The 24,966-nt window shown below is 66.4% G+C and carries 21 protein-coding genes; 12 read left to right on the top strand and 9 right to left on the bottom strand.

The window, feature by feature from the left end; all coding sequences use genetic code 11:
* Positions 1-261 precede the first annotated feature (261 nt).
* Together miaB and NA11_RS03105 are read left to right on the top strand one after the other, a co-directional pair.
* A complete protein-coding gene (miaB, locus tag NA11_RS03110) occupies positions 262-1,815 on the top strand; it encodes a tRNA (N6-isopentenyl adenosine(37)-C2)-methylthiotransferase MiaB (RefSeq protein WP_281196807.1) in 1,554 nt (517 codons plus the stop codon).
* Positions 1,816-1,863: 48 nt separating this feature from the next.
* Positions 1,864-2,616 (top strand): Rv2732c family membrane protein, encoded by a 753-nt coding sequence (locus NA11_RS03105; RefSeq protein ID WP_369691108.1) that lies wholly within the window; start codon positions 1,864-1,866, stop codon positions 2,614-2,616.
* A gap of 33 nt (positions 2,617-2,649) precedes the next feature.
* On the opposite strand, the gene NA11_RS03100 is transcribed toward NA11_RS03105, so the two are convergent.
* Together NA11_RS03100 and NA11_RS03095 are read right to left on the bottom strand one after the other, a co-directional pair.
* Entirely contained in the window at positions 2,650-3,522 is an 873-nt protein-coding gene (locus NA11_RS03100; protein ID WP_245745699.1) for an inositol monophosphatase family protein, read from the bottom strand.
* 82 nt (positions 3,523-3,604) lie between these two features.
* The gene (locus NA11_RS03095; RefSeq protein WP_141717362.1) at positions 3,605-4,669 is read right to left on the bottom strand and encodes a hypothetical protein; all 1,065 of its coding nucleotides are present in this window, start codon (positions 4,667-4,669) and stop codon (positions 3,605-3,607) included.
* 361 nt (positions 4,670-5,030) lie between these two features.
* Here NA11_RS03095 and NA11_RS03090 point away from each other — a divergent pair, with 361 nt between their 5' ends.
* A complete protein-coding gene (locus NA11_RS03090) occupies positions 5,031-5,342 on the top strand; it encodes a hypothetical protein (RefSeq protein ID WP_069160135.1) in 312 nt (103 codons plus the stop codon).
* A gap of 139 nt (positions 5,343-5,481) precedes the next feature.
* A complete protein-coding gene (locus tag NA11_RS46125) occupies positions 5,482-5,919 on the top strand; it encodes a heparan-alpha-glucosaminide N-acetyltransferase domain-containing protein (protein ID WP_174567646.1) in 438 nt (145 codons plus the stop codon).
* A gap of 194 nt (positions 5,920-6,113) precedes the next feature.
* Here NA11_RS46125 and NA11_RS03080 read toward each other — a convergent pair whose 3' ends face one another.
* Positions 6,114-7,481 carry a DUF349 domain-containing protein gene (locus tag NA11_RS03080; protein WP_069160134.1) on the bottom strand — a complete coding sequence of 456 codons (1,368 nt, stop codon included), beginning with the start codon at positions 7,479-7,481 and terminating at the stop codon, positions 6,114-6,116.
* Between the two features lie 253 nt (positions 7,482-7,734).
* On the opposite strand from NA11_RS03080, the gene NA11_RS03075 reads away from it, so the two are divergent.
* From NA11_RS03075 to hflX, 5 genes are all read left to right on the top strand, one after another.
* Positions 7,735-8,487, top strand: coding sequence for a class III extradiol ring-cleavage dioxygenase family protein (locus NA11_RS03075; RefSeq protein ID WP_069160221.1), 753 nt, complete (start codon positions 7,735-7,737; stop codon positions 8,485-8,487).
* Entirely contained in the window at positions 8,484-9,413 is a 930-nt protein-coding gene (gene miaA / locus NA11_RS03070; RefSeq protein ID WP_069160222.1) for a tRNA (adenosine(37)-N6)-dimethylallyltransferase MiaA, read from the top strand. Before NA11_RS03075 ends, miaA begins: the two co-directional genes overlap by 4 nt.
* Positions 9,410-10,246, top strand: coding sequence for a TrmH family RNA methyltransferase (locus NA11_RS03065; RefSeq protein ID WP_069160133.1), 837 nt, complete (start codon positions 9,410-9,412; stop codon positions 10,244-10,246). The genes miaA and NA11_RS03065 overlap by 4 nt, the downstream gene beginning before the upstream one ends.
* 34 nt (positions 10,247-10,280) lie before the next feature.
* Positions 10,281-11,210 carry a diaminopimelate epimerase gene (gene dapF, locus NA11_RS03060; protein WP_069160220.1) on the top strand — a complete coding sequence of 310 codons (930 nt, stop codon included), beginning with the start codon at positions 10,281-10,283 and terminating at the stop codon, positions 11,208-11,210.
* A 290-nt stretch (positions 11,211-11,500) separates the two neighbouring features.
* A complete protein-coding gene (hflX, locus tag NA11_RS03055) occupies positions 11,501-12,949 on the top strand; it encodes a GTPase HflX (protein WP_069160219.1) in 1,449 nt (482 codons plus the stop codon).
* Positions 12,950-13,137: 188 nt separating this feature from the next.
* Here the strand turns inward: hflX and NA11_RS03050 are convergent, their stop codons facing one another.
* A complete protein-coding gene (locus tag NA11_RS03050; RefSeq protein ID WP_069160132.1) occupies positions 13,138-14,082 on the bottom strand; it encodes a hypothetical protein in 945 nt (314 codons plus the stop codon).
* A gap of 463 nt (positions 14,083-14,545) precedes the next feature.
* Between NA11_RS03050 and NA11_RS03045 the strand changes: the two genes are divergently transcribed.
* Entirely contained in the window at positions 14,546-15,451 is a 906-nt protein-coding gene (locus NA11_RS03045; RefSeq protein WP_084654010.1) for a lysophospholipid acyltransferase family protein, read from the top strand.
* Between the two features lie 88 nt (positions 15,452-15,539).
* Here NA11_RS03045 and NA11_RS03040 read toward each other — a convergent pair whose 3' ends face one another.
* Positions 15,540-17,531, bottom strand: coding sequence for an ArnT family glycosyltransferase (locus NA11_RS03040; RefSeq protein ID WP_069160131.1), 1,992 nt, complete (start codon positions 17,529-17,531; stop codon positions 15,540-15,542).
* A 256-nt stretch (positions 17,532-17,787) separates the two neighbouring features.
* On the opposite strand from NA11_RS03040, the gene NA11_RS03035 reads away from it, so the two are divergent.
* Entirely contained in the window at positions 17,788-18,933 is a 1,146-nt protein-coding gene (locus NA11_RS03035; RefSeq protein ID WP_069160130.1) for an acyl-CoA dehydrogenase family protein, read from the top strand.
* A 64-nt stretch (positions 18,934-18,997) separates the two neighbouring features.
* Here the strand turns inward: NA11_RS03035 and NA11_RS03030 are convergent, their stop codons facing one another.
* From NA11_RS03030 to NA11_RS03020, 3 genes are all read right to left on the bottom strand, one after another.
* The gene (locus NA11_RS03030; protein ID WP_069160129.1) at positions 18,998-20,407 is read right to left on the bottom strand and encodes a lipase family protein; all 1,410 of its coding nucleotides are present in this window, start codon (positions 20,405-20,407) and stop codon (positions 18,998-19,000) included.
* A 205-nt stretch (positions 20,408-20,612) separates the two neighbouring features.
* On the bottom strand, positions 20,613-22,001 hold the full coding sequence (dprE1, locus tag NA11_RS03025; RefSeq protein ID WP_281196806.1) for a decaprenylphosphoryl-beta-D-ribose oxidase: 1,389 nt from the start codon (positions 21,999-22,001) through the stop codon (positions 20,613-20,615).
* A 163-nt stretch (positions 22,002-22,164) separates the two neighbouring features.
* On the bottom strand, positions 22,165-22,878 hold the full coding sequence (locus NA11_RS03020; RefSeq protein ID WP_167837543.1) for a hypothetical protein: 714 nt from the start codon (positions 22,876-22,878) through the stop codon (positions 22,165-22,167).
* A 271-nt stretch (positions 22,879-23,149) separates the two neighbouring features.
* Between NA11_RS03020 and NA11_RS03015 the strand changes: the two genes are divergently transcribed.
* Complete coding sequence (locus tag NA11_RS03015) at positions 23,150-23,329, top strand: YegP family protein (protein WP_069160127.1); 180 nt, start codon at positions 23,150-23,152, stop codon at positions 23,327-23,329.
* A gap of 129 nt (positions 23,330-23,458) precedes the next feature.
* On the opposite strand, the gene NA11_RS03010 is transcribed toward NA11_RS03015, so the two are convergent.
* Complete coding sequence (locus NA11_RS03010) at positions 23,459-24,928, bottom strand: FAD-dependent monooxygenase (RefSeq protein ID WP_069160126.1); 1,470 nt, start codon at positions 24,926-24,928, stop codon at positions 23,459-23,461.
* Positions 24,929-24,966: the final 38 nt, after the last annotated feature.

Genomic DNA, 24,966 nt, shown 5'->3' with positions numbered 1-24,966 from the left:
TGGATTTGCCCGAGTTTCTGCGACACACCGTCGCGCCGCGCCGTATTGACATGTGTCTGTAATCCTCCCGAAAGGTGCATCGTGGGCGGTCGGAGCGTCGTCACGTGACCGGGTGACCGGATCCCGCCACTCGAGGACGGCGGCGGCCGAGGCCTGCGCCGATGCCCGCGAAACTCGCGTTGCCTGTCCCCGTACCCTGGACAAGTGGATTCGAAGGGACATGCAGCGTCGCGAAGCGACTCGGTGAGGGGTGGCGGTCGGGTGACGGGTGGGCACGTGCTGACTCTCGCCCAACTCCCTGCGGAGAGCACGCGCAGTTACGAGGTCCGCACCTTCGGTTGCCAGATGAACGTGCACGATTCCGAACGCTTGTCCGGCTTGCTGGAGGACGCGGGCTATGTGAAGGCCGCGCCGGGGGCGTCGGCCGACCTGGTCGTACTCAATACCTGCGCGGTGCGCGAGAACGCCGACAACAAGCTGTACGGCACCCTCGGTCATCTGGCGTCGATCAAAGCCGACCAGCCCGGCATGCAGATCGCGGTGGGCGGCTGCCTGGCGCAGAAGGACCGCGGCACCGTGGTGCGCAAGGCGCCGTGGGTGGACGTGGTGTTCGGCACCCACAACATCGGCTCGCTGCCGGTGCTGCTGGAACGGGCACGGCACAACGCCGAGGCGCAGGTGGAGATCCTGGAGTCGCTGGAGGCGTTCCCGTCGAGCCTGCCCGCCAAGCGCGAGTCCGCCTACGCGGGCTGGGTGTCGATCTCGGTGGGCTGCAACAACACCTGCACGTTCTGCATCGTGCCGTCGCTGCGCGGCAAGGAGGTCGACCGCCGCCCCGGTGACGTGCTCGCCGAGGTGCAGGCGCTGGTCGACCAGGGCGTGCTCGAGGTGACGCTGCTCGGACAGAACGTGAACTCCTACGGCGCCTCGTTCGCCGACCCGGACGAGCCGCGCGATCGTGGCGCGTTCGCCAAGCTGCTGCGCGCGTGCGGGACCATCGACGGCTTGGAGCGCGTGCGCTTCACCTCGCCGCACCCGGCCGAGTTCACCGACGACGTGATCGAGGCGATGGCCGACACCCCGAACATCTGCCCGCAGCTGCACATGCCGCTGCAGTCCGGTTCGGACAAGGTGCTCAAGGCGATGCGGCGCTCCTACCGCAAGGCGCGCTACCTGGGCATCATCGAGAAGGTGCGTGCCGCGATGCCGCACGCGGCGATCACCACCGACATCATCGTCGGCTTCCCCGGCGAGACCGAGGAGGACTTCCAGGAGACCCTGGATGTGGTTCGTCAGGCGCGATTCACCAGTGCGTTCACCTTCCAGTACTCCAAGCGCCCGGGCACCCCGGCCGCGGAAATGGCCGACCAGCTGCCGAAAGCCGTTGTGCAGGAACGGTATGAGCGGCTCATCGCGCTGCAGGAGGAAGTCTCGCTCGCGGCGAATCGGGCGCTCATCGGCACCGAGGTCGAGCTGCTGGTGGCCGAGGGCGCAGGCAAGAAGAACGCCGCGACCGCACGCATGAGCGGGCGGGCCCGCGACGGCAGGCTGGTGCATTTCCGGCCGGGCGGGACCGCCGAAATGATCCGTCCCGGCGACATCATCACCGTCGACCTCACCGAGGCGGCGCCGCATCACCTGATCGCGGATGCGCCGATCAAGTCGCACCGGCGGACCGCGGCCGGTGATGCGCACGAGCAGGGGATCACCCCGAAGACTCAACCGATCGGGGTCGGGCTCGGCCTGCCGCGCATCGGTGCGCCCGCGCCGGAACCGGCTGCCGCCGCAGGGTGTTCGACCGGTTGCGGTGTATGACCAACTCGGTTGCGGCCGTGGATGTTCGAGCCACAGTGAGGTGGGGGCATGAGTGAGCGACCGGTCGACGGGCACGCGGACCGCACGCCCGACGGCGAAAAGCCGGAAACATCCGAACCTACTACCGGCGGTAGTGGGTCGGCCGCAGGGACCGAACCCGGAGATGGCACAGTGGACGCGGGCAGTGCAGCGAACCACGAACAAGCCGAACGAAACGAGGGTTCCGTGAACGCGGTCGAGAGCAGCAACTTCGAACAGTTCCGTGACGACCTGGACGCGGTCGAACGCCGCATCGCCGGCGAGATCGATCCAGGGGTGCGCGCCATGGTGGTCGCGGGCGCCGTGTTCGTCCTGCTGCTCTCGCTGGTGCTGCCGCACGCGGGTGGCGCCCGCGGTTTCGATGTGCTGCTCGGCACCGACGCCGCCCGGCTGGAGCACATCGGGCTGCCGTCGCGGATCTTCGTCTGGTTCCTGGTGATCTTCGGCGTCGGCTTCTCGACGCTGGCGCTGATGACCCGGCGCTGGTTCCTCGCCTGGATCGCCGTCGCAGGCACCGCGATCACCAGCGTGTTCGGCGTCTTCTCGATCTGGCACCGCCAGACACCCGGCATCGGCAACTATCACGGCGCAGGCCCGGCCATCGGCCTCATCCTCGGCACCCTCGCCGCCATCGTGTTGACCTTCCACTGGGTTCGCGTCGTCTGGAGCCGCACCGCCCTGCAACTGGCCGCGGAAGAGCAGCGCCGCAACGCCTCCGCCGCCGCCGAGGAACGCGACCGCCGCCGCCTCACCGGCGAGTAGACCCGCTCCGCTGTGCCACGAACTCGAACCCGTTCATGACGGAGTGAGCGTCCCGCGGATTTCGTTTGCCAGAGCAGCATTTCCGGCAGCGATGAACTTCTGGCGCCTTGCCATTGCGCTCCTGATGTCGCGCAATGAGTTCAGGTTGTAGTCCAACGGGATCGACGCTCCGTCGAGATCTGTCACGATTCCCCCCGCCGCATGAAGGATGTAGTGACCAGGGGATAGGTCCCAGATAGCGAATCCCTTGGCGAACTCGACCATGGCATCGGAGAATCCGGCGGCAACATGGCACAGTCCGATCGACCCGAAGTCGACACCGATACGGCCCCGCGCCTTTCCGTCACGAGACGGAGCGCTGAGCGCTTCGATGAACCGCTGTTGCCTGGCAAGCGGTTGGAATCGCTGCTCGGGTCGCATCAGGTAGTTGGTGACCAGCGCGTCGGAAAGTGTTGCGCCCGAGGGGCTGTCAAGAATTTGTTCACGGCCGTCGGCGGTGGTGATGGAAGCGCGATCATCGCCATTGTTATCGCGCGCCGCAGAATAGATCTGGATGTGATGGAAAATGTCACCGACCACAGCCGCGAGAGGGCGAGCCAGAGCACGTGAGTACACAAGAACGTGCGTATAGCCGCACAGTCCGCGTACGGCTAGTTCGCTGGTATCCAAGGGATCGACAAGGATGCACAGATCGGGGTCGGTCTCGTCCCCGATGACCTCCGGATCGGCCTCTTCCGACGCGTAGACAAACGACGGAATATGTTCTGCCAGTACCGTTTTGTAGCGATCATGCATCCACAGGTCATACTCGGACAAGAAGTTGTCGGCGTGTCGAGTGTTCTCGTTTTCGGCCCGATGTCCGGTCAGTGCGGCGTCTATCAGTCGCGGCCGGATCTCTTCGATCATCAGCTGCACCGCCCCTACGATGCATCGGGCGAGATCTGTGGCCGATCCTGGACTGCTCATCGAGTCATCGCCTCTGTGTACGTCATCGCAACTCGAGCGGAGGTTCGATACCGGGAGGACTCATCGTAGCGGCAAGGAAGATAGCCTCGAATCCAGCCGCACGCATGATCGTTGCCCCGGTCAGATCGTCGAAACTGCCCACTCTCAGGTCACGACCTTTGGTCATGGCGCCGAACACGGCGAAATACAGCTCAGCTTTCGGATATCGCACCCGAATCTCGTGGGCAAGGTAACCGACGACATCGGCGTGCTTCACTTCGAAGTCGCAGATGAAAATGGTCGGTGCACTTCTGGTATCAGGGAAGAATGACGCGCGATCCAGATCGATGCCGTCGCGCACTTTGTTGCACCGCAGATAACCTATCTTGCAGCGGGAGAACCGGGCCGAGGCAAGGAATGCGGCCATCACGAGACCGGCCTCGTTCACTCCGAAGCACACATCTACGTCCAGGCGCTTGCCGACGTTCTTGACTTGCTGCGACAGTCGTTCGATGCCGAATCCGAAGGTTTCCCAACTCAAGTCGAGTAACTGACCGGGCACCGGATTCGGCAAGGTGCAAACGAGGATGTCGGAGTTGCCGTACTCCACGGTCGGGGCGGAGAGAGTGAACTCTGCGCCCACCTGCGGCGTCGTCTCCTCGGACACCGATACGTTCCCCTGCGTCGACTGCTGGGCCTTGGTCGCCGTGCGAGTGCCCCTCTTGGCTGTGAACTGCTTGAGCGAGAGCTGGTCCTCGATCGGAAGACGTTCGTAGGCCTCAGCAATCAGCTCGGTCGGCGAAACATACTCCTCCGCCACCCCGAGCGGGCCACGGCCGTAGGCCGCACAGAGGATCAACACGCTCGACAACGACGGCGGAGATCCCTGCCCACGTCCGCGCGCCCACGTTTCCCACGCATTGATCGATGTGCCACCGAGGCAAGTCTGGTTCCCTGTGATTTCGTTGTAGCGCTCAGCCGCAAGGTCCTGCGATAAGCCGGCCGCGTACCGGAAAGCCTGCAAACTGGGCACATCTGGATACCGAGCCTGTAGCTCGGTCGCCGCGCGTGTCACTGACCCCAGCTCGGTCCACAGCTTCTTGCCCACGGCGGCCATCTCGCGGCCACGCGCCTGGGGACTCAACGGACGCGGTTGAACTGCCACGTGCACCCCCTCTGCGCCTGCGGACACCAGCGAGTTCTCCGAACTTACCCATCCTGCTGGGCAATATCGGACTACTCGAGCAAATACGCAGGTCAAGACACCCAGAAACCTGGCGAATGGCAACCCGCAGAGCAGGTGTCCGGCGGCAGCCCGATTGCGAAGCTGGGACTCAGCACCCACCCGGCGGGCGCGCCTACCTTCTCTCGATTCAGGCGCATCGTCGGCAGTGAGCCGCTGGCGGTGAAATGACCCTGCCGGGTGGTGTGCATCCAAACATTGGAATACATGGCAGGGGTGAAACACCGTGGGGTTCAACTGGTGGCGCGAGGCCGAAGCCGATGACACGTCGGTACAAGCTATCGTCGACCGTATCCAAGAAGAGTGGCGAGCCGAGCGTCGACGCCAGCAGGTTCGCGCCGAGCTATCCGATGCCGTAGCGCCGCATACTGTGTGGCCGCACGAAGCGCCGGACCGCCCACTCGGCATCTCGGAAGCGCACGCGGCGATGCAACTGCACAAAGAATGCCGCGCCGACCAGTGTCCGTACAAGGCGGCGGCCCGACAGACACTGATCGACGCCGGGCGGATGAAGCCTGATGTCTCACGGAACAGCTGATCGGACGGAGCTGCGGAATAGGATCACCAGAACCGATCAGGAATCGAGAAGCGCTGGTCACAGAGCTTTCGCTAGCGTTTGCGTCGCTGATATACGTCCGGCAGATCGCCGGGTTGCTCGTATTTCACAAGGAGGACGCATGAACTGGAACAAGGGGATTCGGCAGTTCCACCGGTGGGTGGCGATCATCTTCACGGTGACGGTTGTGGTCACCGTGGTGGTCTTGGCTGCGCAGGGGCCGGAATGGGTGTCCTATGTGCCGTTGCTCCCGCTCGCCCTGCTCTTCTTCTCCGGGCTCTATCTGCTGGTGCGGTGGTATCGGACGAGCAGGCGGTCCAGCAGTAGCTCACCGGCCGGTGCCCGGGCCACGTGGGTTCGGCCGTTGCACCGTTGGTCGGCTGTCACCTTCCTGGTGACCGTCCTCGTCACGTTCGTTGCGCTGTCGCTGCCGGACCCCATCATCTGGGTGTCCTACATTCCGCTGCTCCCGCTCGCGGCGCTCCTGATATCCGGGCTCACCATGTTCGCCCAGGTCTCAATGGCGAAGCGGCGCAATGGCCGAGCACTGGCCGCGTAGTCCTCGCCTGCGAGGCCGCTGCGTCTAGGCGGAAGCGGCGTCGCTCGGCGCGGCCGCGCACTGGTCGCCAGAGGTAGTCCTGGCCCGCGATGCGGCTGCCGCGTCGAGGCCAACGCGACGTCGTTCGGCGCTGATTCGCCCTGCGCCACACCGTGAGTCGCGGTCGGCAGGCGCGACGTACCCGGAGGTGTCGCTCAGCGGTTGGTGACAGCGCCTTCCGCGGCCTCGGCCCACTCGCGCCACTGCTTGGCCTGCTCCAGCGCCTTCTCGGCGTCTCGAGCCTTGCCTGCGGCCTGCGCCTTGGCGGCCTGCTCCTCGAATTGCGCTACCCGCTCACGGAATTGGGCGGCGCGCGCCATCGCCTCCGGATCGGTACGCCGCCACTGGTCGTCGGCGGCGTCGCGGACCCGCTTCTCGATGGCGCGCAGCTTGCCTTCCAGTTCCTGGATGCGTTCGCGCGGCACCTTGCCGATGGCGTCCCACTTGTCCTGCAGCTCACGCAAAGACGCGCGGGCGGCTTCCAGGCCGTTGGCCGGGTCGATGTGGTCGTAGGCGTGCAGCAGCTCTTCCTTGGCGGTGGCGTTCTGCTCGAACTCGGCGTCCCGCTCGGTGACGGCGGCGTTGCGGGCGGCGAAGAACACGTCCTGCGCGCTCTTGAAGCGCCGCCACAGCGCCTCGTCGGCCTCGCGCGGCGCCCGGCCCGCGGCCTTCCACTCGGCGAGCAGATCACGGAAGACGCTCGCGGTGCCGACCCAGTCGGTGGAGCTGGACAGTTCCTCGGCGCGCACGCACAGCTCTTCCTTGCGCGTCTTCGCCGCGGCCCGTTCCCGGTCGAGCTCGGCGAAATGCGCGCCACGCCTGCGGTTGAACGCCTCGCGCGCCTTCGAGTACCGCTTCCACAGCGCGTCATCGACCTTGCGGTCGACGCCGCGGATCGACTTCCACTCGTCGAGGATCTCGCGTAACCGGTCGCCTGCGGACTTCCACTGGGTGGATTCGGCGGCGATCTTCTCGGCCTCGGCGCACAGCGCTTCCTTGCGCTCGGTGTGCTCGTGCCGAGCCCGGTCCTTCTCCTCCTTGGCGTGCGCGGCCGCCTCTTCGGAGTGTTCGGCGATCGCGTCGAGGCGCTTGGCGAGCCCGTCGATATCGCCGATGACGGCGGCGGTGGGCAGCGATTCGGCGAGGGCGACGGCCGCGGCCTTCGTCTTGCGCGCGTCCGCGCCCGCGGCGAGGCGGGCTTCGAGTAGCGCGACCTCGGTGGCCAAATCGTCGAACCGGCGGCCGAAGTGGGCGAGCCCCTCGGTGGCGTCGCCCGCCTGCCAGGAGCCGACCTGACGTTCGCCCTCGGCAGTTTTCACCCAGGCGGTGCCGTCGTCGTCGACGCGGCCCCACGCACTGGGGTCGGTGACGGTCGGCACGACGACGGGATGCGGGTGCTGCTGAGCCGGGCCCGGGGTCGCGTGCGGCTTGGGGGGTTGGATCGAGCCGCCGGGTTTCGGGGCACCGGAAGAGCGCGGCATCTTGCCGGGGCTGGCTTTCGCGGTTCCGTTGCTGTCGGTCATAGCTCCTCGTCCCTGCCGCGCGTCACGGCTGCCTGGTTACGCTCTAGCTCATCCCATTGAACCCGGTCCGAGCCCTTGTGACCATCGACCCACGCCTTCACTCGGAGGAATCACGGGATTGCAACCCCTGATGACCTGGGTTGTAGCTCTTCGAACAGTATCAATCCCGACCACCTTTGCGGCAGAGACACTCGAAGCCGGGCCGCTACCCGCGGTGCACAGCGGCGGTCGGGGCAACAGATACGGTTACGACGTGTTCTCGATTGCCGCGCTGGTCCCGTCGCCACCGATCCTGGTGCCCGAGCTCTGCGGCGGCGCGACCGGCCCGATCCCCGGTCATCAGGTCGATCCACGGGTGGCGTTGCGGGCCGAGGTGGTTGCCGCCGCGACCGCCATGGCCGCGGTGACAGACCGGTGGACGGTCGTCGGTGTCGGCGCCGCCGACCAGGCATTCGGGCCGGGAACGGTCGGTACGTTCCGTGGGTTCGGCGCCGATGTGCGGGTGGCGCTGTCCGCGACCGCGTCGGCGGCGCCGGATCCGCGACTTCCGTTGCCCGTGCTGATCGCTGGATGGTTGCGAGAACAGGTCGCGCCGGCCATTGCCGCCGATGTCCACATTGTTGCCGAGGACACCGATCCGGACGATTGCCGCGCGCTCGGCATGAAACTTCGTGCCGAGGCGGATGGTTCGGACGCGCGGCACGGTGTGCTGGTGATCGCCGACGGCGCCGCGACCCTGACGCTGAAGGCGCCCGGCTACCTGGACGAGCGCGCCGAGGCGGTGCAAGCGGACCTCGATCGGATGCTGCGCACCGGTGATCTCGCCGGACTGCGCGCGCTCAACCCGGTGCTGTGCGCCGAGCTTGTGCTGTCCGGCCGAGCCGCGTATCAAGTGCTGACGGGGTTGTTCGATGCCGATCCGATCGTCGAGACCCGGTACCAGGCCGCACCATTCGGCGTCGGCTATCACGTAGGCCTGTGGCGGGCCGCGGAGGCGCAGTCGTGACCGACCCGATCACCCCGATCGCCGTCGTCGGCCCCACCGCCACCGGCAAATCGAACCTCGGCCTCGACCTGGCCGAACGGCTCGGCGGCGAGATCGTCAACATCGACGCGATGCAGCTCTACCGCGGCATGGACGTCGGCACCGCGAAACTCACCGTCGCCGAGCGGCGCGGCATCCCGCATCACCAGCTCGATGTGCTCGACGTGACCGAAACCGCGACCGTCGCCGTCTATCAAGCCGCGGCGAGCGCCGACGTCGAGGCGATCATGGCGCGCGGTCGGGTGCCGGTGATCGTCGGCGGCTCGATGATGTATGTCCAAGCGCTGCTGGACGAATGGGCGTTCCCGGCCACCGATCCTGGCGTGCGTGCGCGCTGGGAGGCGGTGCTCGCCGACGGCGGTGTCGACGCGGTGCACGCGGCACTGCGGCAGGCCGACCCTGCTGCCGCGGCCACCATCCTGCCCACCGACGGCAGGCGAATGGTGCGCGCACTCGAGGTCGTCGAACTCACCGGAAAACCGTTCGCCGCTTCGGCGCCCGAAATCGGTACGCCGCGTTGGGGAACCGTCATCATTGGGGTCGACCGCGAGACAACCGAACTCGACGAACGGATCGAACTGCGCACCGAGCTGATGTTCGAACAAGGGCTCGTCGACGAAGTGCGCGCCCTGATCGAACTCGGTCTGCGCGACGGCGTCACGGCCCGGCGTGCCATCGGTTACGCACAAGTCCTCGCCTACCTGGACAACGAATATGACTTTGAGCACGCGCGGGAACGCACCCTGATCGGCACTCGGCGCTACGTCCGACGGCAGCGCTCGTGGTTCCGCCGCGATCCACGGGTGCGCTGGGTGGACGGCGCCGCCGCCGATCTGGTGCCGACCGCGCTCGCCTTGCTCGATGAGAAGGAACGGAGTCCCCAGTGACCCGACGTGTGAGCACTCGCAACGCCTCCGTGCAGGTGTGGCAGGCATATCTGAACAATCGGACCAAACGTCACCGCGACGGACGCTTCCTCGTGCAGGGCGTCCGGCCGATCAGTCAGGCGGTCGCCAACGACTGGCCATTGGAGACGCTGCTCTATCGCCTCGGCACTCCCGACCTGTCGAGCTGGGCCAGGGAACTGCTGGATGCGAGCGACGTTCCGCAGGTCGGCCTGGTGCCGGAATTGATGGCCGAACTCGGCGAAAAGGCAGGCGGCATACCGGAAGTGGTGGCCGTGGCGGTGTCGCGGCAGGACGAGCTCGACACCTTCGCGCCGGGGGAGCCCGGCGAGGACGCGCCCGTTGTCGTGGTGTTCGACCGACCGAATTCGCCGGGCAACCTCGGCACGCTGATCCGTTCGGCCGACGCGTTCGGCGCCGGCGGCGTGATCGTCACCGGACACGGGGCCGACCAGTACGACCCGCAGGCGGTGCGCGCGTCGACGGGATCGCTGTTCGCCATGCCGGTGCTGCGCGCGGCCGGGCCAGCGCAGGTGATCGAATTCCGGGATCGGCAGGTGCGGCGGGGAATTCCGACGCGGATCGTCGGCACCGACGAGCACGGTCCGCGCGCGGCCTACGACTACGACTTCACCGAGGCGACGATCCTCGTCGTCGGCAACGAAACCAGCGGAATGAGCGCCGCCTGGCAGCAGGCGTGCGACGACATGGTGCACATCCCGATGGGCGGCACCGCGAGCTCGCTCGGCGCGCCGTCAGCGGCGGCCGTCGCGCTGTACGAAATTTCCCGGCAGCGCCGGACGTTTGCCAAGTGACAACCGAGTAGGGAGAAACACGCACGTGTCGGATATCGAGTTCGCCAAGGGCCACGGCACCCAGAACGATTTCGTGGTGCTGCCCGACCTCGAGGTGCGCCTCGACCTGACGCCGGAACGGGTCAGCGCGCTGTGCGACCGGCAGCGCGGACTCGGCGCCGACGGGGTGCTTCGGGTGGCGCGAGCCGGTGCGTTGCAGGCTGCGGGGGTGCTCGCGGACATTCCGGCGGGGGTGGCTGCCGACGACTGGTTCATGGACTACCGCAACGCCGATGGGTCCATCGCCGAGATGTGCGGCAACGGGGTTCGGGTGTTCGCGCATTACCTGGTGGCGTCCGGGCTGGAGACCAGCGACGAGTTCGTTGTCGGCAGTCGCGCGGGGTCCGGGGCGGTCGCCGAGTTCGTTGTCGGCAGCAGGGCAGGCGCTCGACCGGTCAAGGTGCACGCCGCGACCGCGGTCGACGGTGACGTCACCGTCGACATGGGCCAGGTCCGTCAGCTCGGCGAATCGACGGCGACCGTTGCGGGGTGGGCCTACTCCGGCCTCGGCATCGACGTCGGCAACCCGCATCTGGCCTGCGTCGACCCTGGGCTTTCCGCGGAAGGGCTCGCCAAGCTCGACCTGACCGTGCCGCCCGGCTACGACCCGGATCTGTTCCCGCACGGCGTCAACGTGGAGATCGTGACCGCGCTCGACGCCGACGGCGCCGTCGATATGCGGGTGTACGAGCGCGGCGTCGGCGAAACCCGTTCCTGCGGAACAGGAACCGTTGCCGCGGCGGCAGCGGCCTTGGCGGGCACGGGTTTCGACCTCGCCACCGACAGTGGTGAAGTGCGCGTTCGTATTCCGGGTGGCGAAGTCACCGTCGGCATCGCGAGTGGTGCTGCCCGGTTGCGGGGGCCCTCGGTCCTCGTGGCCAAAGGGCACCTGGCGCAGGACTGGTGGCACGCGATCTCGAGTTAGCTCGAATGGGGGACCAGTCGAAACTCGCTTGACCTCGCACACCGGGCCGAGGACGCTGAGGGGCGTAATCTGGGAGGAAGTCGGCACAAACCTTGTGCCAAAGAATATGTCGATATGCTCCCCCGCCGCGCAGGTTCCCTGCAGGTCAGGACAGCGATCGATGAGGTTGAATGACGAAATCTAAGACGTTTGAATTCACTCCGGCCGACGAGTTCGAGGCGGCCGAGGACAGCACACAGCCGACGGACGATCAGTCCGAGGGTGACGTGGTGGCCGAGCATGCCGCGCGGATGAAGCGGTCCGGCGGTTGGACGGCCGCCGAGCCGACGGTCGGCGAGATGCAGCTCGACGAACGCAGCTCGCTGCGTCGCGTGGCCGGGCTTTCCACCGAACTCACCGACATCACCGAGGTCGAGTACCGGCAGCTGCGCCTGGAACGCGTTGTGCTGGTTGGTGTCTGGACCACCGGCAGTGCCGCGCAGGCCGACGCGAGCATGACCGAACTGGCCGCGCTCGCCGAGACCGCAGGCTCGGAGGTGCTCGAAGGGCTGATCCAGCGCAGGGACAAGCCAGACCCGGCCACCTACATCGGCTCGGGTAAGGCCGAAGAACTGCGCGCCGTCGTGCTCGAAACCGGCGCCGACACGGTGATCTGTGACGGTGAACTCACCCCTGCGCAGCTCACCGCGCTGGAGAAGGTCGTCAAGGTCAAGGTGATCGACCGGACCGCGCTGATCCTCGATATCTTCGCCCAGCACGCCACCTCCCGCGAGGGCAAGGCGCAGGTCGCGCTCGCGCAGATGGAATACATGCTGCCGCGACTGCGCGGCTGGGGTGAATCCATGTCCCGGCAGGCCGGTGGCCGCGCGGGCAGCAACGGCGGCGTCGGTCTGCGTGGTCCCGGTGAAACGAAGATCGAGACCGATCGTCGCCGGATCCGCGAGCGAATGGCCAAGCTGCGCCGCGAGATCCGCGAGATGAAGACCGCGCGCGACACCATGCGGGCCCGCCGCAACTCCAGCGGCATCCCGTCGGTCGCGATCGTCGGCTACACCAACGCGGGCAAGTCCAGCCTGATGAACGCGCTGACCGGCGCGGGCCTGCTGGTGCAGGACGCGCTGTTCGCCACCTTGGATCCGACCACCCGCCGTGCCGATCTCGACGACGGCCGCGAGGTCGTGTTCACCGACACCGTCGGTTTCGTGCGGCACCTGCCGACTCAGCTGGTCGAGGCGTTTCGCTCCACCCTCGAAGAGGTGACCGGCGCCGACCTGCTGCTGCATGTGGTCGACGGTTCCGACGCGCTGCCCGCCGAACAGATCAAGGCGGTCCGCGAGGTGATCACCGACGTGATCAAGGAGCAGGGCACCTCGGCTCCGCCGGAACTGCTGGTGGTCAACAAGATCGATGCCCTCGATCCGATGGCGCTCACCCGCCTGCGTGGTCAGCTCCCCGATGCGGCGTTCGTCTCCGCCAACACCGGCCTCGGCATCGACGCCCTGCGCGACCGGCTCGCCGAGGTGCTCGGCGGCCTCGACGTCGAAATCGGCGTCCTGCTCCCGTACACCCGCGGCGACCTGCTCGCCCGCATCCACGCCGACGGCCGCATCATCTCCGCCACCCACGAGGAAGGTGGCACCCGGGTCCGCGCCCGCGTCCCGCACTCGCTGGCCGCGGCCTTGTCCGAATACGCCCACGCAGGCGGCACCCCCGAATCCAACGGCCACACCACCAGCTGACCCGCCCCTCCCCGGAACGAGTGCGAATCCCAACAAGGGTGCGAATCCGCACCCTCTGGAGCTGGTCGACTGATCATCGGGTACTGGTGTAGGCATCGCCCGAGAGGCCACCTGCACCAGTACCCCCTCGGGTTCACACTTCACGTACGAATGGTGTGCGCCAGGGGAGTGGGTGGTTCGGAGCGGTGCTAATGGGTTCGGGTCAGGGTGCCCGTGGCCCGGTAGGTCGCGGTGTCGCGTCGGATGAATGTGGAGTAGTGACCGTAGTACGCCGCTGAGGTCACTGTGGTGCTGCCGGGGGCGCATACCGGCGATTCCAATCTTGTGATGCGAGAGTTGTACCCCACACTCCAATCCAGCTTCACGAACCCGCCGTATGAGCTCAACGTCAGCTCCGCGCTGGTTTCCTGCGTCATCGACACCGGGGTTTCCGGCTTGGTGGTGGCGCGTCCGTTGCCTGCGTGGAACTCGAGCACAACATCGAGGTGCCTCGTCCCTGGGTTCTCGAAAGGGGGTGCCGTGTAGGTGGCGGTCCCGGCGTAGATGGAGGTCGCGTCGGCGTCGAACCAGTCCGACAGGCGTTCGCCGCACTGTGGGGCCAGGACGCGTTTGCCGATCCAGCCCGCGGAGGTAATGCTGTAGGCGGCGAGAACAACGAGCACGCTCGCAAGGATGGTGGCCCGCCGCACTGTTCGGAAGCGCACAGCGATCGCCGCTAGCGCAGCGACGCCGGCGAGGCCCGCGAGCACATTGCTCGCGTCGAGAAAGCCGCTCAAGGCGGGCTTGTTGTCGATCAAAGCGTCGTTGATTCGCGCCCAGTGCGCGAATGCCCCCATGATCACTGCACCAAAGGCAGTGGCTGAAGGCGCGAATCGGTACGAGGTCAGTCCTGAGATGGCAACGATGACAAGGCATGGAGTCACGAGCACAAAGAACGGCAGATAGACCGCGAAGGCCACCGCGAAACTGCCGCCCGCGTCCAATTCGAACTGCGGGTCTCGCGTGGATCTCGAGGTGAGCCCGGCATAGCAGGCTTGCCACGAGGCAGCGAGGGCGACGACCGCAGTGACCTGCAGTATGTAGGCGGTGCGGAGTACGGGGTTGCGCCACAGCTCTCGCGCAGAAGTCCACATGCGGCACAAGCTAGCGGTCCGCGATGGACGTGCTGTGTGAGATCTGTGGAGATTTCGTAGGGCCGTGGATACGTGAGAACCCAACGCGCGCAGACTTGTTCAAGTGGTCACTGGGAACTGGTGGCGGCATCGCGCGAGTAGTCTCCGCCGTCAGTTCCCACTCGGTGCGAGGGCAGTGCGATGACTAGTCGCTGTGCGAGGACTTGGCGTGGGGCAAATGGCGAGCGAATGTGGGTGTGGGGGAGTGCTCGCGGGTTGCGTGGAGAGTAGATCTGCGTCACTGGCTGGGGGAGTGGAGTGATTGCTGCCACATTTCGGGGTGATCAACTATGTCGGAATTGTGGGTTGGGGTGGTGAATCATGTTGTCTGTCATGGGGTTTGGGGAGGGTTCGCGTGGTGTATGACGTGCCACGCAGTCTATTTTGTTGCGATATCGTGTCGAATCGACATCAGGAGGGTTCTATGTCGAACGATCGTTCAGGCTCGGCCGGTTCCGGAGACCGGCCATCAGGTGTTCAGTTACTCGACCGGCCGACGCTCAGTGATGGTGCGCCGCTGTCGGTTTCGCTGACCGATACCGATGTGCGGGTGATCGAGGCGCTGCTCGCACCCCTGCGTGCCTGGACGAGCCCGCGCTTCTACGGACTCGACAACATCCCGGCCGACGGACCGGTTCTGCTGGTCGGCAACCACAACCTGATGGGCGGCATCGACGCTCCGCTGCTGCTCCCCGAGGTCCTGCGCCGTCGCGGACGGCTGATCCGCGGCCTCGCCGAGAACGTGCTGATCGCGGTCCCGGGCCTGCGTCACTTCCTGCACCGCTACGGCGCGGTCCGTGGCACCCGCGGCAACTGCCTGGCATTGCTGAAGCGCGGCGACGCCGTCATCGTGTTCCCCGGCGGCGGTCGAGAAGCGGTGCGCCGCAAGAACGAGAAGTACGCCCTCAAATGGGAGGGCCGCACCGGCTTCGCCAGGATGGCGATCGAGGCAGGCGCCCCGATCGTGCCGATCGCCATGATCGGCGTCGACGACGCCTACGACATCGTGGTCGACGGCGACCATCCCGTCTTGCGCCCGCTGCGCTGGACCGTCGAAGCGCTCGGCCTCAACCGGGAGCTGACGCCCCCGCTCTTGCGTGGCGTCGGCCCGACTCTCATCCCGCGCCCCGAACGCTTCTACTTCTCCGCCGGTGCTCCGATCGACCCGGCGCCATGGCGCGACGCAGACGACATCGCCGCCGCGGCAAAGGAACTGCGCGACGTGGTCCGCAAAGCCCTCGAGGAGGAACTGAAGTTCCTCTTCACCGAACGTGACCGCGACTCCGGCCGCACGCTTGTCGGCCGGGTCCAAGGGTGGTTCCGCCGCTGACACCTACGTCCTGACCGTCGTTCCGGCCGATGAAACATCCACCGCCATGCAAGCCGACGAGCGGCAAGTCGGGCGACTGGTACGGCCGTTAGTTCGGGTGTTCGGTCAGGTCGTAGACGGCGATGTTGCCGATGCGGGTGGCGGGGTAGTGGTCGGCGACCCACGTGGCGATCTCGGGGCTGCCGGTCACCTGCCATGGTTTGTCTTTGGGCGTGGTGGCGCCGGGCTGACCCGGGACGCGCCATGATGCGGGGAGCGGCATTTCCTGCACCAGATAGTAGGTGAGTTCGTGCCTGGCGATGATCTGCTGGAACTGGGGCAGGGTGGGGACCGGATCGTCGGCCGCGAACCCGCCGATCGCCATGACCGGTGTGCGGCTGGCCAATTCCAGTGCGGCCGCGATGGATCCGCGATCGACGGCGGCCGACCATCGCGTGGTCGAGTTCATCATCATCGCCACGAGCTGCGGTTTGAGGAAGGCGCCGCCGTCCGCGAAATTCTGGGTCTGCCGGTGGATCAGCGCCTCGATGCCGGTGTCGACGGGCTTGGCCGGTCCGACGACGGGACTGCGGCCGGTGTGGGCTTGGGGAATCGTGGCCACCGCGTAGGCGGTCGAGCCGCCGAGCCCGGCGAGCACGCCGATGACCACCAGCACCGCGGCCACCCGGCTACGTGCCACCCGTAATCCCGCCGTGGTCGGGATCGCAGTGAGCAGCAGTCCGAGGGCGGCGACACCTGCCGTCGCCGCGATGGTCCAGCGCAGCCAGGGCAACCAGTCTGAATTACGTTGCAGCACAATAAATGACCACGCGCCCATGCTGAGAATCAGCACGGCGGCCCCGATCCGGCCGACCGCTTGATCGCGGCGCTGCCACAGCTGGTGCATGCCGATGGCAAGCATTCCGGCGACGGCAGGCGCGAGTGTCAGTGTGTAGTAGGCGTGTTCGGCCGCGGCCATCACACTGAAGGCACCGCCCAGCGTGATCATCCACAGCCCGAAGATCAGCGTGGCTCCGCGCACCAGATCGGTGCGCGGCGCCCGCCGCAGCGCCAGCACCAGCAGGAACGCCACGAGCGCGGCGGGAAGCAACCAGGAGATCTCGAATCCGCTCTCGCCGGCGAAGAGTCGGCCGGGACCGGGGGAGCCGAAATCGTTGAAGCTCTGCAGCAGGCCGTTCGGCGCCTGATATCCCTCGGGCAGCGCGATCCGTTCGGCGGGCGGGGTGTGGCCGAGGAATCGGCCGAAACCGTTGAAGCCGAACACCGCATCCATGAAGGTGTTGTCGTCGGATCCGGCCAGATACGGCCGGGACGAGGCGGGCCAGAGCGCGGTGAGCAGCACGTACCAGCCGGACGAGACGATCAAGGCGGCGGCGGCACCGATCAAGTGCAACAACCGGTTTCGCACTGACGTTGGCGCGACGATGAGGTAGGTGACCGCCAGCGCGGGCAACACCATGAGCCCCTCGAGCAGCTTGGCGAGGAAGGCGAACCCGAGCGCCGCACCGGCCAGCATCAACCAGCGCCCGCTGGCCCGTTCCAGCGCGCGTACCGTGCCGTAGGCGGCCGCGGTCATCAGCAGCACCATCACCGCGTCGGGATTGTTGAACCGAAACATCAAGGCCGCCACCGGAGTTGCCGCCAGGACCGCACCGGCGAGCAGTCCGGCGCCGCGACTGCCCGTCGCCCGCGCGACCGTCGCATACAGCAGCGCCACCGCCGCGACCGCCATCAACGCCTGCGGGACGAGCATGCTCGCACTGCTGAACCCGAACAGCTGCCCGGACAGCCCCATCACCCACTGCGACGCGGGCGGCTTGTCGACGGTGATGAAGTTGCCCGGATCGAGCGATCCGAACAGCAGCGCCTTCCAGCTGCGCGACCCGGCCCAGGCCGCGCCCGCGTAGAAATTGTTCGCCATACCGTTGACGGTGATATTCCACAGGTACGCGGTTGCGGTACCGAGCAGCAGCAGGATCAACCCGACGCGTTCCACGGGCCGTGCCGATGACTGGTCTGTCGGGTCTGCGGGGGAGGCGACGGAACCGGTCGGAGCCGTCGCGATGAGGGTCGCCGCCATGCGGTTCACGGTCGCATGCTGATGTTCACCAAAAGTTGTACAGCGGGTTAACACGGTGTCGAACTTGTGTGGGCCATGACACCGCCGCATCTCGTGGGTTTGTCGAGAATCTCGCCGTTCTTCCGCAGACCTCGCCGCCGTACCTGGTGAGGCAACAATTCCAGGACGGAAGTGAACTGAGATTCTCGTTCCGGGTACCGTGTGTGACAACGACGGGTCGGTGTGGACCGGCCAGGGTTGTCACTAGGAGGTTGGTGTGGAGCGCACACTGTTCGAACCCGAACACGACTTGTTCCGGGAGTCGTTCCGCAAGTTTCTCGACCAGCATGTCGCGCCGAACCACGCGAAGTGGGAAGAGCAGGGGATCGTCGACCGCTCGGTCTGGCTGGAAGCGGGTAAGCAGGGCTTCCTCGGCATGGCCATGCCGGATGAGTACGGCGGCGGTGGCGTCAAGGACTTCCGCTACAACGCGATCGTCGCCGAGGAGTCGGTCCGCGGCCAGTACTCCGGTCTCGGTTTCGCGCTGCACAACGATGTGATCGCCCCTTACCTGCTGGAACTGGCCAACGACGAGCAGAAGCAGCGCTGGCTGCCCGGCTTCTGTTCCGGCGAGATCATCACCGCGATCGCCATGACCGAACCCGGCACCGGCTCCGATCTGCAAGGCATCAAGACCCGCGCGGTCCGCGACGGCGACGACTGGGTGCTCAACGGCTCGAAGACCTTCATCACCAACGGCATCAACTCCGACATCGTCATCGTGGTCGCGCAGACAGACCCCGAAAAAGGCGCGATGGGCTTCAGCCTGCTGGTCGTCGAGCGCGGCATGCCGGGCTTCGAACGCGGCCGCAACCTCGACAAGCTCGGCCTCAAGGCGCAGGACACCGCCGAGCTCAGCTTCACCGATGTGCGGGTGCCCGCGGCGAACCTGCTCGGTCAGGAAGGCGCGGGCTTCATCCACCTGATGCAGAACCTCCCGCAGGAGCGCCTGTCCATCGCCGTGATGGCGGCCGCCGCCATGGAGGCCTGCCTGGGCATGACCGTCCAATACGTGCGCGACCGCAAGGCGTTCGGCAAGCCGATCGGCACCTTCCAGAACACCCGTTTCGTCCTCGCCGAACTGGCGACCAAGACCACCGCGGTGCGGGTGCTGGTCGACCGCTTCATCGAGGACCTCAACGCGGGCCGCCTCTCCGTCGAAGACGCCGCCATGGCCAAATGGTGGAGCACCGAGGAGCAGGTCGAGCTCATCGACCGCTGCCTGCAGCTGCACGGTGGGTACGGCTACATGAAGGAATACCCGATCGCCAAGGCGTACATGGATGCTCGCGTCCAGACCATCTACGGCGGCACCACCGAAATCATGAAGGAGATCATCGGCCGCTCGCTGAAACTGTCCTGATACCAGGCGGTTTCGCCCGAGTAGCGGGTGGCGCTCGGCTGAGTGCCACCCGCGTCGATCCCGGTTACCTCCCGGCCCCGAGGGGTTGGCCGAGCATGGCGAGCAATGCGGCGCCGATGCTGCCGCCGAGGGTGTCGATCGCGGCGGGATCGAGCAGGGTCGAGGTGACGGTGCGGGTATCGCAACCCGGTTGTGTCGCTTGGCCGTCCAGGCGTTCGGCGAGCCAGTTCAGTGCGTCGGGTGCGCCCATGACGGCGAAGTTGACGTGCGGGCTGACCACCGGTGGGAACTGATCGCGGCGATAGGTGACCGAGGTGCCTTGCGAGCAATAGGAATTCGCGAGCGCGTCGGAACCGGCGACGGTGCTGACTTCGTCGTTGACGTTGTTGTAGAGGTAGACGGGCGTCGTCGGGGCGCGTTGACCAAGCGTGCGCTCATCGAGAGCCGCTTTGATGACCGGATCCTGGAACAGCTCATCGAACGAAACGTTCAGGTACCGCGTGAGATCGGGCAATCCGTAGTGCCGGATCAGTTCGTGCAGCGTCGTATTGAGTGCGGTCTGGCTGGTGCATCGCCCGATGACGTCCGCGACGAGCGCCTTTCCTTCCGGGGAGATGTAGCGATCGACGGCGGCGGCGAACTCCGGTGAGTCCTTGGAGATTGCCGCGACCGCGATCGGGATGAGCCCGCCGAGCAAGCCGCCGTTCACCGCCCGCAATCCGCCGTAGAGGTCAGCGACGGGTGCGCCGACCGCGGCGCCGACGATATTGAGTTCCGGCGCGTACTCGGGCTGCATCTCGGCCGTCCAGCCGGTAGCGATGCCGCCGCCGGAGTACCCCCACAGTGCCACCGGGGTCCGCATGCCGTCGAGCCCGAGCGGAGCGAACTGTTCTGCGGCGTGTATGCCGTCGAGCACCACATAGCCGGGTTCGCGCGGCGTGGCGAAGCGGTTGTCCACGCCGCCCTGATCGGGTATCGACACCGCCCAGCCGCGAGCGAGACCGCTTGCCGCCAAGAGGATTTCGGCTGCACCGGCACTGGCGGTCAGCGGGCCTGCCGGATTGGTGAAGTCGATCGGCGAGCCTTGTCGCAGCGAGTAGGAGGCGCTGCACATTCCCGAGATCGCATCGACCGCCGTTTGATACGACAGCAGCGGGCGTGGTCTGACCGGTCCTTCCGGCACCATCACGGTGGTCACCGAGGTGTACGGCTGGTTGTTGAAGTCTGTTGTGCGGTAGAGCAGTTGCCACGCCTGCACCCGGACGGGCAGCAGGTTGAGTGCCGCGACGGTCACCGGACGTGATCGCAGAATGGTGCCGGGTTCGGTGCTCTCGTAGCCGAGGGGAGCGGCATAGAACGGATCATCCTGCGGCAGTGGTGGAGCCGCACTCGCCGCCGCGCCTATCAGCGTCGTGAGTCCGAAAGTCAGGCAGGCGATCATGCCGAGAGCGAGGCTGTGCGTGCTGATCCTCATCGGGATTGCCCTCCCCAGTCGCGAACCTCTGCACGGCCGCCGTCACCGGCCCCGCAGAAAGAGAACTATAGTTTCCTTAATGTAAGGTGACTGTGATCACAATGTCAATGAGGTGTTGTTCGCTGTGCGGCATACGTTCTCGGGCAGGCGGTTTCGCGTCCGGTGGGCGATGGCAGCTTCAGTCGCCCACCGGACGCACCGGCGACTATCCGTCGACCAGCTGGAGCCGGCGGGCCAGGTCGGAGACGAAGATCCGGTTCGGGTCGACCGCGTCGCGGATCCGCCGCCATTCGTTCAGCCGCGGGTACATGGCGCGGACCATATCCGGTGTGGTGCGAGAGTCTTTCGCGAAGTACAGGCGGCCGCCCGCGGCGAGCACCCTGCGGTCGAGTTCGTCGCAGAACTCGCCGAGTCCCGGTTTGAGCGGGAAGTCCAGGCTGAGCATGAATCCCGGGTGCGGCCACGACAATGGCGCCGGATTGCCCGCGCCCATGCGTTTGAACACGTTCAGGAATGACCGATGGCCCGAGTGCGCGATCGCTCGAACAGCTTCGGCGAGTTGTTGTTCGGCGCCGAAAGGCATCGAGAATTGGTATTGCATGAAACCCCGGCGGCCGTAGGCGCGGTTCCATTCGCCGAGCAGATCCAGCGGGTGATAGAACTGGGTGAGGTTCTGGATCTGGCCGCGAGCGTGTTTCGGATAGAAGCGGTAGGCCGCAGCACCCGCGATGCGGGTGGTGAGATTGTTGACCATGCCGTTGGGGAAGATGTCGGGCACGGTGAACAATTGCGGCGCATCGAATTTCAAGGGATCGCGCCGAAGTTTGGCGGGTAGCTGGTCACGGGTGGCGAGCGAGCCGCGGCTGAAGGCGGCGCGGCCGAGATGCGGCCCGGTGCTGATCGTGTCCGGCACCGACATCGAGTACTCGTAGCCGTCGTCGGAACCGCCGGTCAGCAGCTCCATCGTCTCGTCGAGGCTGTTCGTGCGGTCGTTGTCGACGACGAAGTAGGCGGTTTCGGTGTGCTTCATCCGAATTCGCGCCCGCATCACGATCCCGGTGAGCCCCATGCCGCCGACCGTGGCCCAGAACAGTTCGGCATGCGGCCCTTCCGGGGTGAGCGCGCGCACCGACCCGTCGGCGGTCAGCAGCTCGAGCGAGAGCACGTGGTTGCCGAAACTGCCGTGGGAGTGGTGATTCTTGCCGTGGATGTCGGAAGCGATCGCGCCGCCGACGGTGACCTGACGAGTGCCGGGCAGCACCGGAACCCACAATCCGTGCGGTAGGGCGGTCCGCACCAAGGTATCCAGGCTGACGCCCGCGTCGACATCGACGACGCCGCTGTCGGGATCGATCGAATGGATGCGATCGAACACGGTCATGTCGACAACGAGACCGCCGCTGTTCTGCGCCGGATCGCCGTAGCTTCGACCCAGCCCTCGCGCGATGACCCCGCGAGGTCCCGCGGTGCCGACAGCCTGTGCGACCGTGTCGATGTCGGGTATGGAAAGCACCTGAGCGACCGTCGGTGCGGTACGACTCCAGCCGGTCAGCGTGCGCTGCTCGATCACCGATTCCCCTGTCCTGGAATTCACCCCGTCACCGTAGTCGTTGATTGCTCGGCGGGACCGAGTTGTGTCGAAGGGATCTCCGGAATCAATGTCCGACACAACGCCGCCCGCCTGGCCAGGGCCAGGCGGGCGACGGGCGATGCTGCTTCAGTCGAGCTTTTCGGTGGGCATGCGAACTGGCAGATCATTATTCGCTTGCCGCGGCCTTGATTTCTTCGATGGTCGGGATCTTCTCGGTGGCCGGGTTGCCGTTGAAGGCTTTCTGGCAAGCCGCGACGGCTTCGTTCTCGGTCTCTGCGGCCACATCCGCGAGTTTGACGTTGGTCGGATCGTCTGCCAGTTCGTCGGCCGCGAGTGCCGCGTTGGCGGAGGCTACGAGAGCCGCGGTGATGTTGTCGCCGGCGTCGGCGTTCTGCTTGGCGGTGGCGGCGGCACCACCGAGGGCAGCGGCTTTGTCGAGGTCTTCGTCGGTGAGGCCGGCACGGGCGGCTTTCGCGGCCGAGGTGGCGGCCTTCGCCGGTGAATCCGCATTCTCGGCTTCGTCAGCGGCAGCGGTGGCGTCCTTCGCGGCCTTGCCTGCGGCCTCGGCGGCCAAGGCCGCCGCGGCGGAGAACTGTTCGATACCGGAGGCGATGACCCCGAGGCGCTCGGCGGCGCTGCGGGCCCTTGCCTGTGACTGGGTGATCAAGGCTTTGGCGTCGGCATCGGAGGTGGCGGTGGTTGTGGAGTCGGTGGAGTCGGTGCTGGTGTCGGGTTCGGCGACGGTGTGGATGCCGAGTGGCGACGCGATGTCGGCGAGAGCAGGCGCGGCCACACCGAAGACGGTGAGCAGTGCGGTCGCCGCGGTGGCGGTAATGAGTGCGGAACGGGGAACGAGCACGAGTCCTCCAGTAATGGTCATGGATCAATGCCAGAACAAACGAGAAACTGCCCATAGTGCGCCGCTGCCCGAAGGTAGCGGACCTATTTATTCGAACGGGTAGCTACTTTAGGGCAATGATTTGTCCGATTCGGGTGGGCGGACGTCGGCTCGGCGTGCCGACAACTCGCATTCCGCGAACATCGCGGTATTCGGAGCGGAGGTGTCCGTGGATCTTCCAGATTGAGTCGACGCTGGGTGGTTACCCGACCAGAGAGATGCTTTATCCGGTCGAGGGAAAGGTGAGACGATCATGGCCGCCAAGTTCGAGCTGTATACCGACAAGGCCGCGAAGACCCGGTGGCGGTTGAAGGCAGGGAACGGCGAGGTCATCGCCGCCAGCCAGGCCTACGAGACGAAGGCGGCGGCGAAGAACGGCATCGAGTCGGTGCAGAAGAACGCCGCCGTCGCCACCATCGACGACCAGACCTGACGTCGATCACTCCGCGGCAAAGCGAGATCGGTGCCGCGAAGTGCCCAGCTGCTTCCGGCTTCGGTCGCGCCGCGTAGCCCGTCCATGACGTCGGGCCCGGCCAGCACGCTATTCGTGAGATTCCTTCCGCTAGTCCGTGCCGAACCAGGTGGTCAGTGCTTCGGTGAGGCCGGTGTCGTCGGAATGGGCTGCGGCCCAGGCTACGTAACCGTCCGGGCGAATGAGGACTGCTGCAGGCACCGGGATTTCGCCGAACCCGGGCACAGACCAGCGCTGGGTGCTGCTGGCATCGATGACATCTACCCGCGATCCGGCGGCCGAGCCCAGCTGATGTCCGTTGAGGCGCAACAGGATCGGCCGCCCGGTGCGCAGCAGTTCGGCAACGCGGGTCGCACCGTGTTCGGTGCTGAGATCGACATCGGGTACTCGACGCCCGGCCAGTGGGTGCTCACCCTTGGTGTCGTAGCGGATATCCAAGGCGGTGATCATGAGCCCGAGCCGCTGCCGGACCACGTCCATGTCGATCAGGTCGCCCATGGTTTCGCGCAGTGCATCCATGTGCGGACCAGGTCGTTGCAGCGCGGTCTGTGCGCGCGTGTTCTGCAGTACGCGCGCGCCGACCGGCCACCGCTCGGACTCGTAGGTGTCGAGCAGCTCGTCGGAGACGTTGCCCCGCAAGGCAATCGCCAACTTCCACCCGAGATTCACCGCGTCCTGGACGCCGAGGTTGAGTCCCTGCCCGCCGGCGGGGTAGTGGATGTGGGCGGCATCGCCTGCGAGGAACACCCTGCCGTCCCGGTAGCGGTCGGCCTGTCGTGCGGCATCACCGTAGTGGGCGACCCAGCGGGGACTGTGCATGCCGAAGTCGGTGCCCGCGATCTCGCGGTAGTTCGTACGGAAGTCGTCGAAACTCAGTGTCGCGCCTCGTGCCGGCACGAGATCGTGCCGTTGCACGATCAGCCGGTACCAGCCCGGCTCGAATTGCACCGCCGAATAGTCACCGGCCCCGCGGCGGTGGCCGAAGAACGGTCCGTCCGGCGGATCGGCCAGCTCCACGTCGGCGAGCATGCCGGTCGCGGTCGCGTCGGTTCCGGAGAATCCGAGGCAGGCCAGTTTGCGTACGGCACTGCGCCCGCCGTCGCAGCCGACCAGATAGGACGCCCGGATCGTGCGGGTACCTGTCGGCCCGCCGATCTCGACCTCGATACCTGTTGCGTCTTGGGCGAAGCCGACTACCGGTGCACCCCATCGCACCGTTGTCCCCAATTCGGTTACCCGCTGGTCGAGTTCGCGTTCGACGACCGACTGCAGCACCGCGAGCATGTACGGGTGGCGCGTGTCGAAGTCACTGAAATCCAAGGGCAGCGCACCGAAATGCCCCGCCTGCATCCGACGGCCCTGGGGCCGTAGGCGTGCCAGCAGCCCGCGCTGATCGAAGATCTCCATCGTGCGGGCATGGACACCGCCGGCGCGCGACTCCCCGGTGCGCGCGGCGAGGCCGTCGACGAGCACCACATCGATGCCTGCGAGCCGCAGTTCGTGGGCCAGCATCAGCCCGGTCGGTCCGGCGCCTGCGACAACCACCTCGGTCTTTTCCATGACCGTCTCCTTAACAGCGTTAAGTGATTTAACATTGT

Source organism: Nocardia altamirensis NBRC 108246 (assembly GCF_001612685.1).
GTDB classification, from domain to species: Bacteria; Actinomycetota; Actinomycetes; order Mycobacteriales; family Mycobacteriaceae; genus Nocardia; species Nocardia altamirensis.
Note: the sequence above shows the minus strand (reverse complement) of the source record. Positions and strands in the feature narration are given on the sequence as shown.

Excerpts from the sequence above, each read along its gene's own strand:
- NA11_RS03010 (WP_069160126.1), bottom strand. The coding sequence starts at position 24,928 with ATGGAAAAGACCGAGGTGGTTGTCGCAGGCGCCGGACCGACCGGGCTG.
- NA11_RS03050 (WP_069160132.1), bottom strand. The coding sequence starts at position 14,082 with ATGTGGACTTCTGCGCGAGAGCTGTGGCGCAACCCCGTACTCCGCACC.
- NA11_RS03015 (WP_069160127.1), top strand. The coding sequence starts at position 23,150 with ATGGCCGCCAAGTTCGAGCTGTATACCGACAAGGCCGCGAAGACCCGG.
- NA11_RS03080 (WP_069160134.1), bottom strand. The coding sequence starts at position 7,481 with ATGACCGACAGCAACGGAACCGCGAAAGCCAGCCCCGGCAAGATGCCG.
- NA11_RS03040 (WP_069160131.1), bottom strand. The coding sequence starts at position 17,531 with ATGGCGGCGACCCTCATCGCGACGGCTCCGACCGGTTCCGTCGCCTCC.
- hflX (WP_069160219.1), top strand. The coding sequence starts at position 11,501 with ATGAAGCGGTCCGGCGGTTGGACGGCCGCCGAGCCGACGGTCGGCGAG.
- NA11_RS03105 (WP_369691108.1), top strand. The coding sequence starts at position 1,864 with ATGAGTGAGCGACCGGTCGACGGGCACGCGGACCGCACGCCCGACGGC.
- NA11_RS03100 (WP_245745699.1), bottom strand. The coding sequence starts at position 3,522 with ATGATCGAAGAGATCCGGCCGCGACTGATAGACGCCGCACTGACCGGA.
- NA11_RS46125 (WP_174567646.1), top strand. The coding sequence starts at position 5,482 with ATGAACTGGAACAAGGGGATTCGGCAGTTCCACCGGTGGGTGGCGATC.
- NA11_RS03045 (WP_084654010.1), top strand. The coding sequence starts at position 14,546 with ATGTCGAACGATCGTTCAGGCTCGGCCGGTTCCGGAGACCGGCCATCA.
- NA11_RS03030 (WP_069160129.1), bottom strand. The coding sequence starts at position 20,407 with ATGAGGATCAGCACGCACAGCCTCGCTCTCGGCATGATCGCCTGCCTG.
- NA11_RS03020 (WP_167837543.1), bottom strand. The coding sequence starts at position 22,878 with ATGACCATTACTGGAGGACTCGTGCTCGTTCCCCGTTCCGCACTCATT.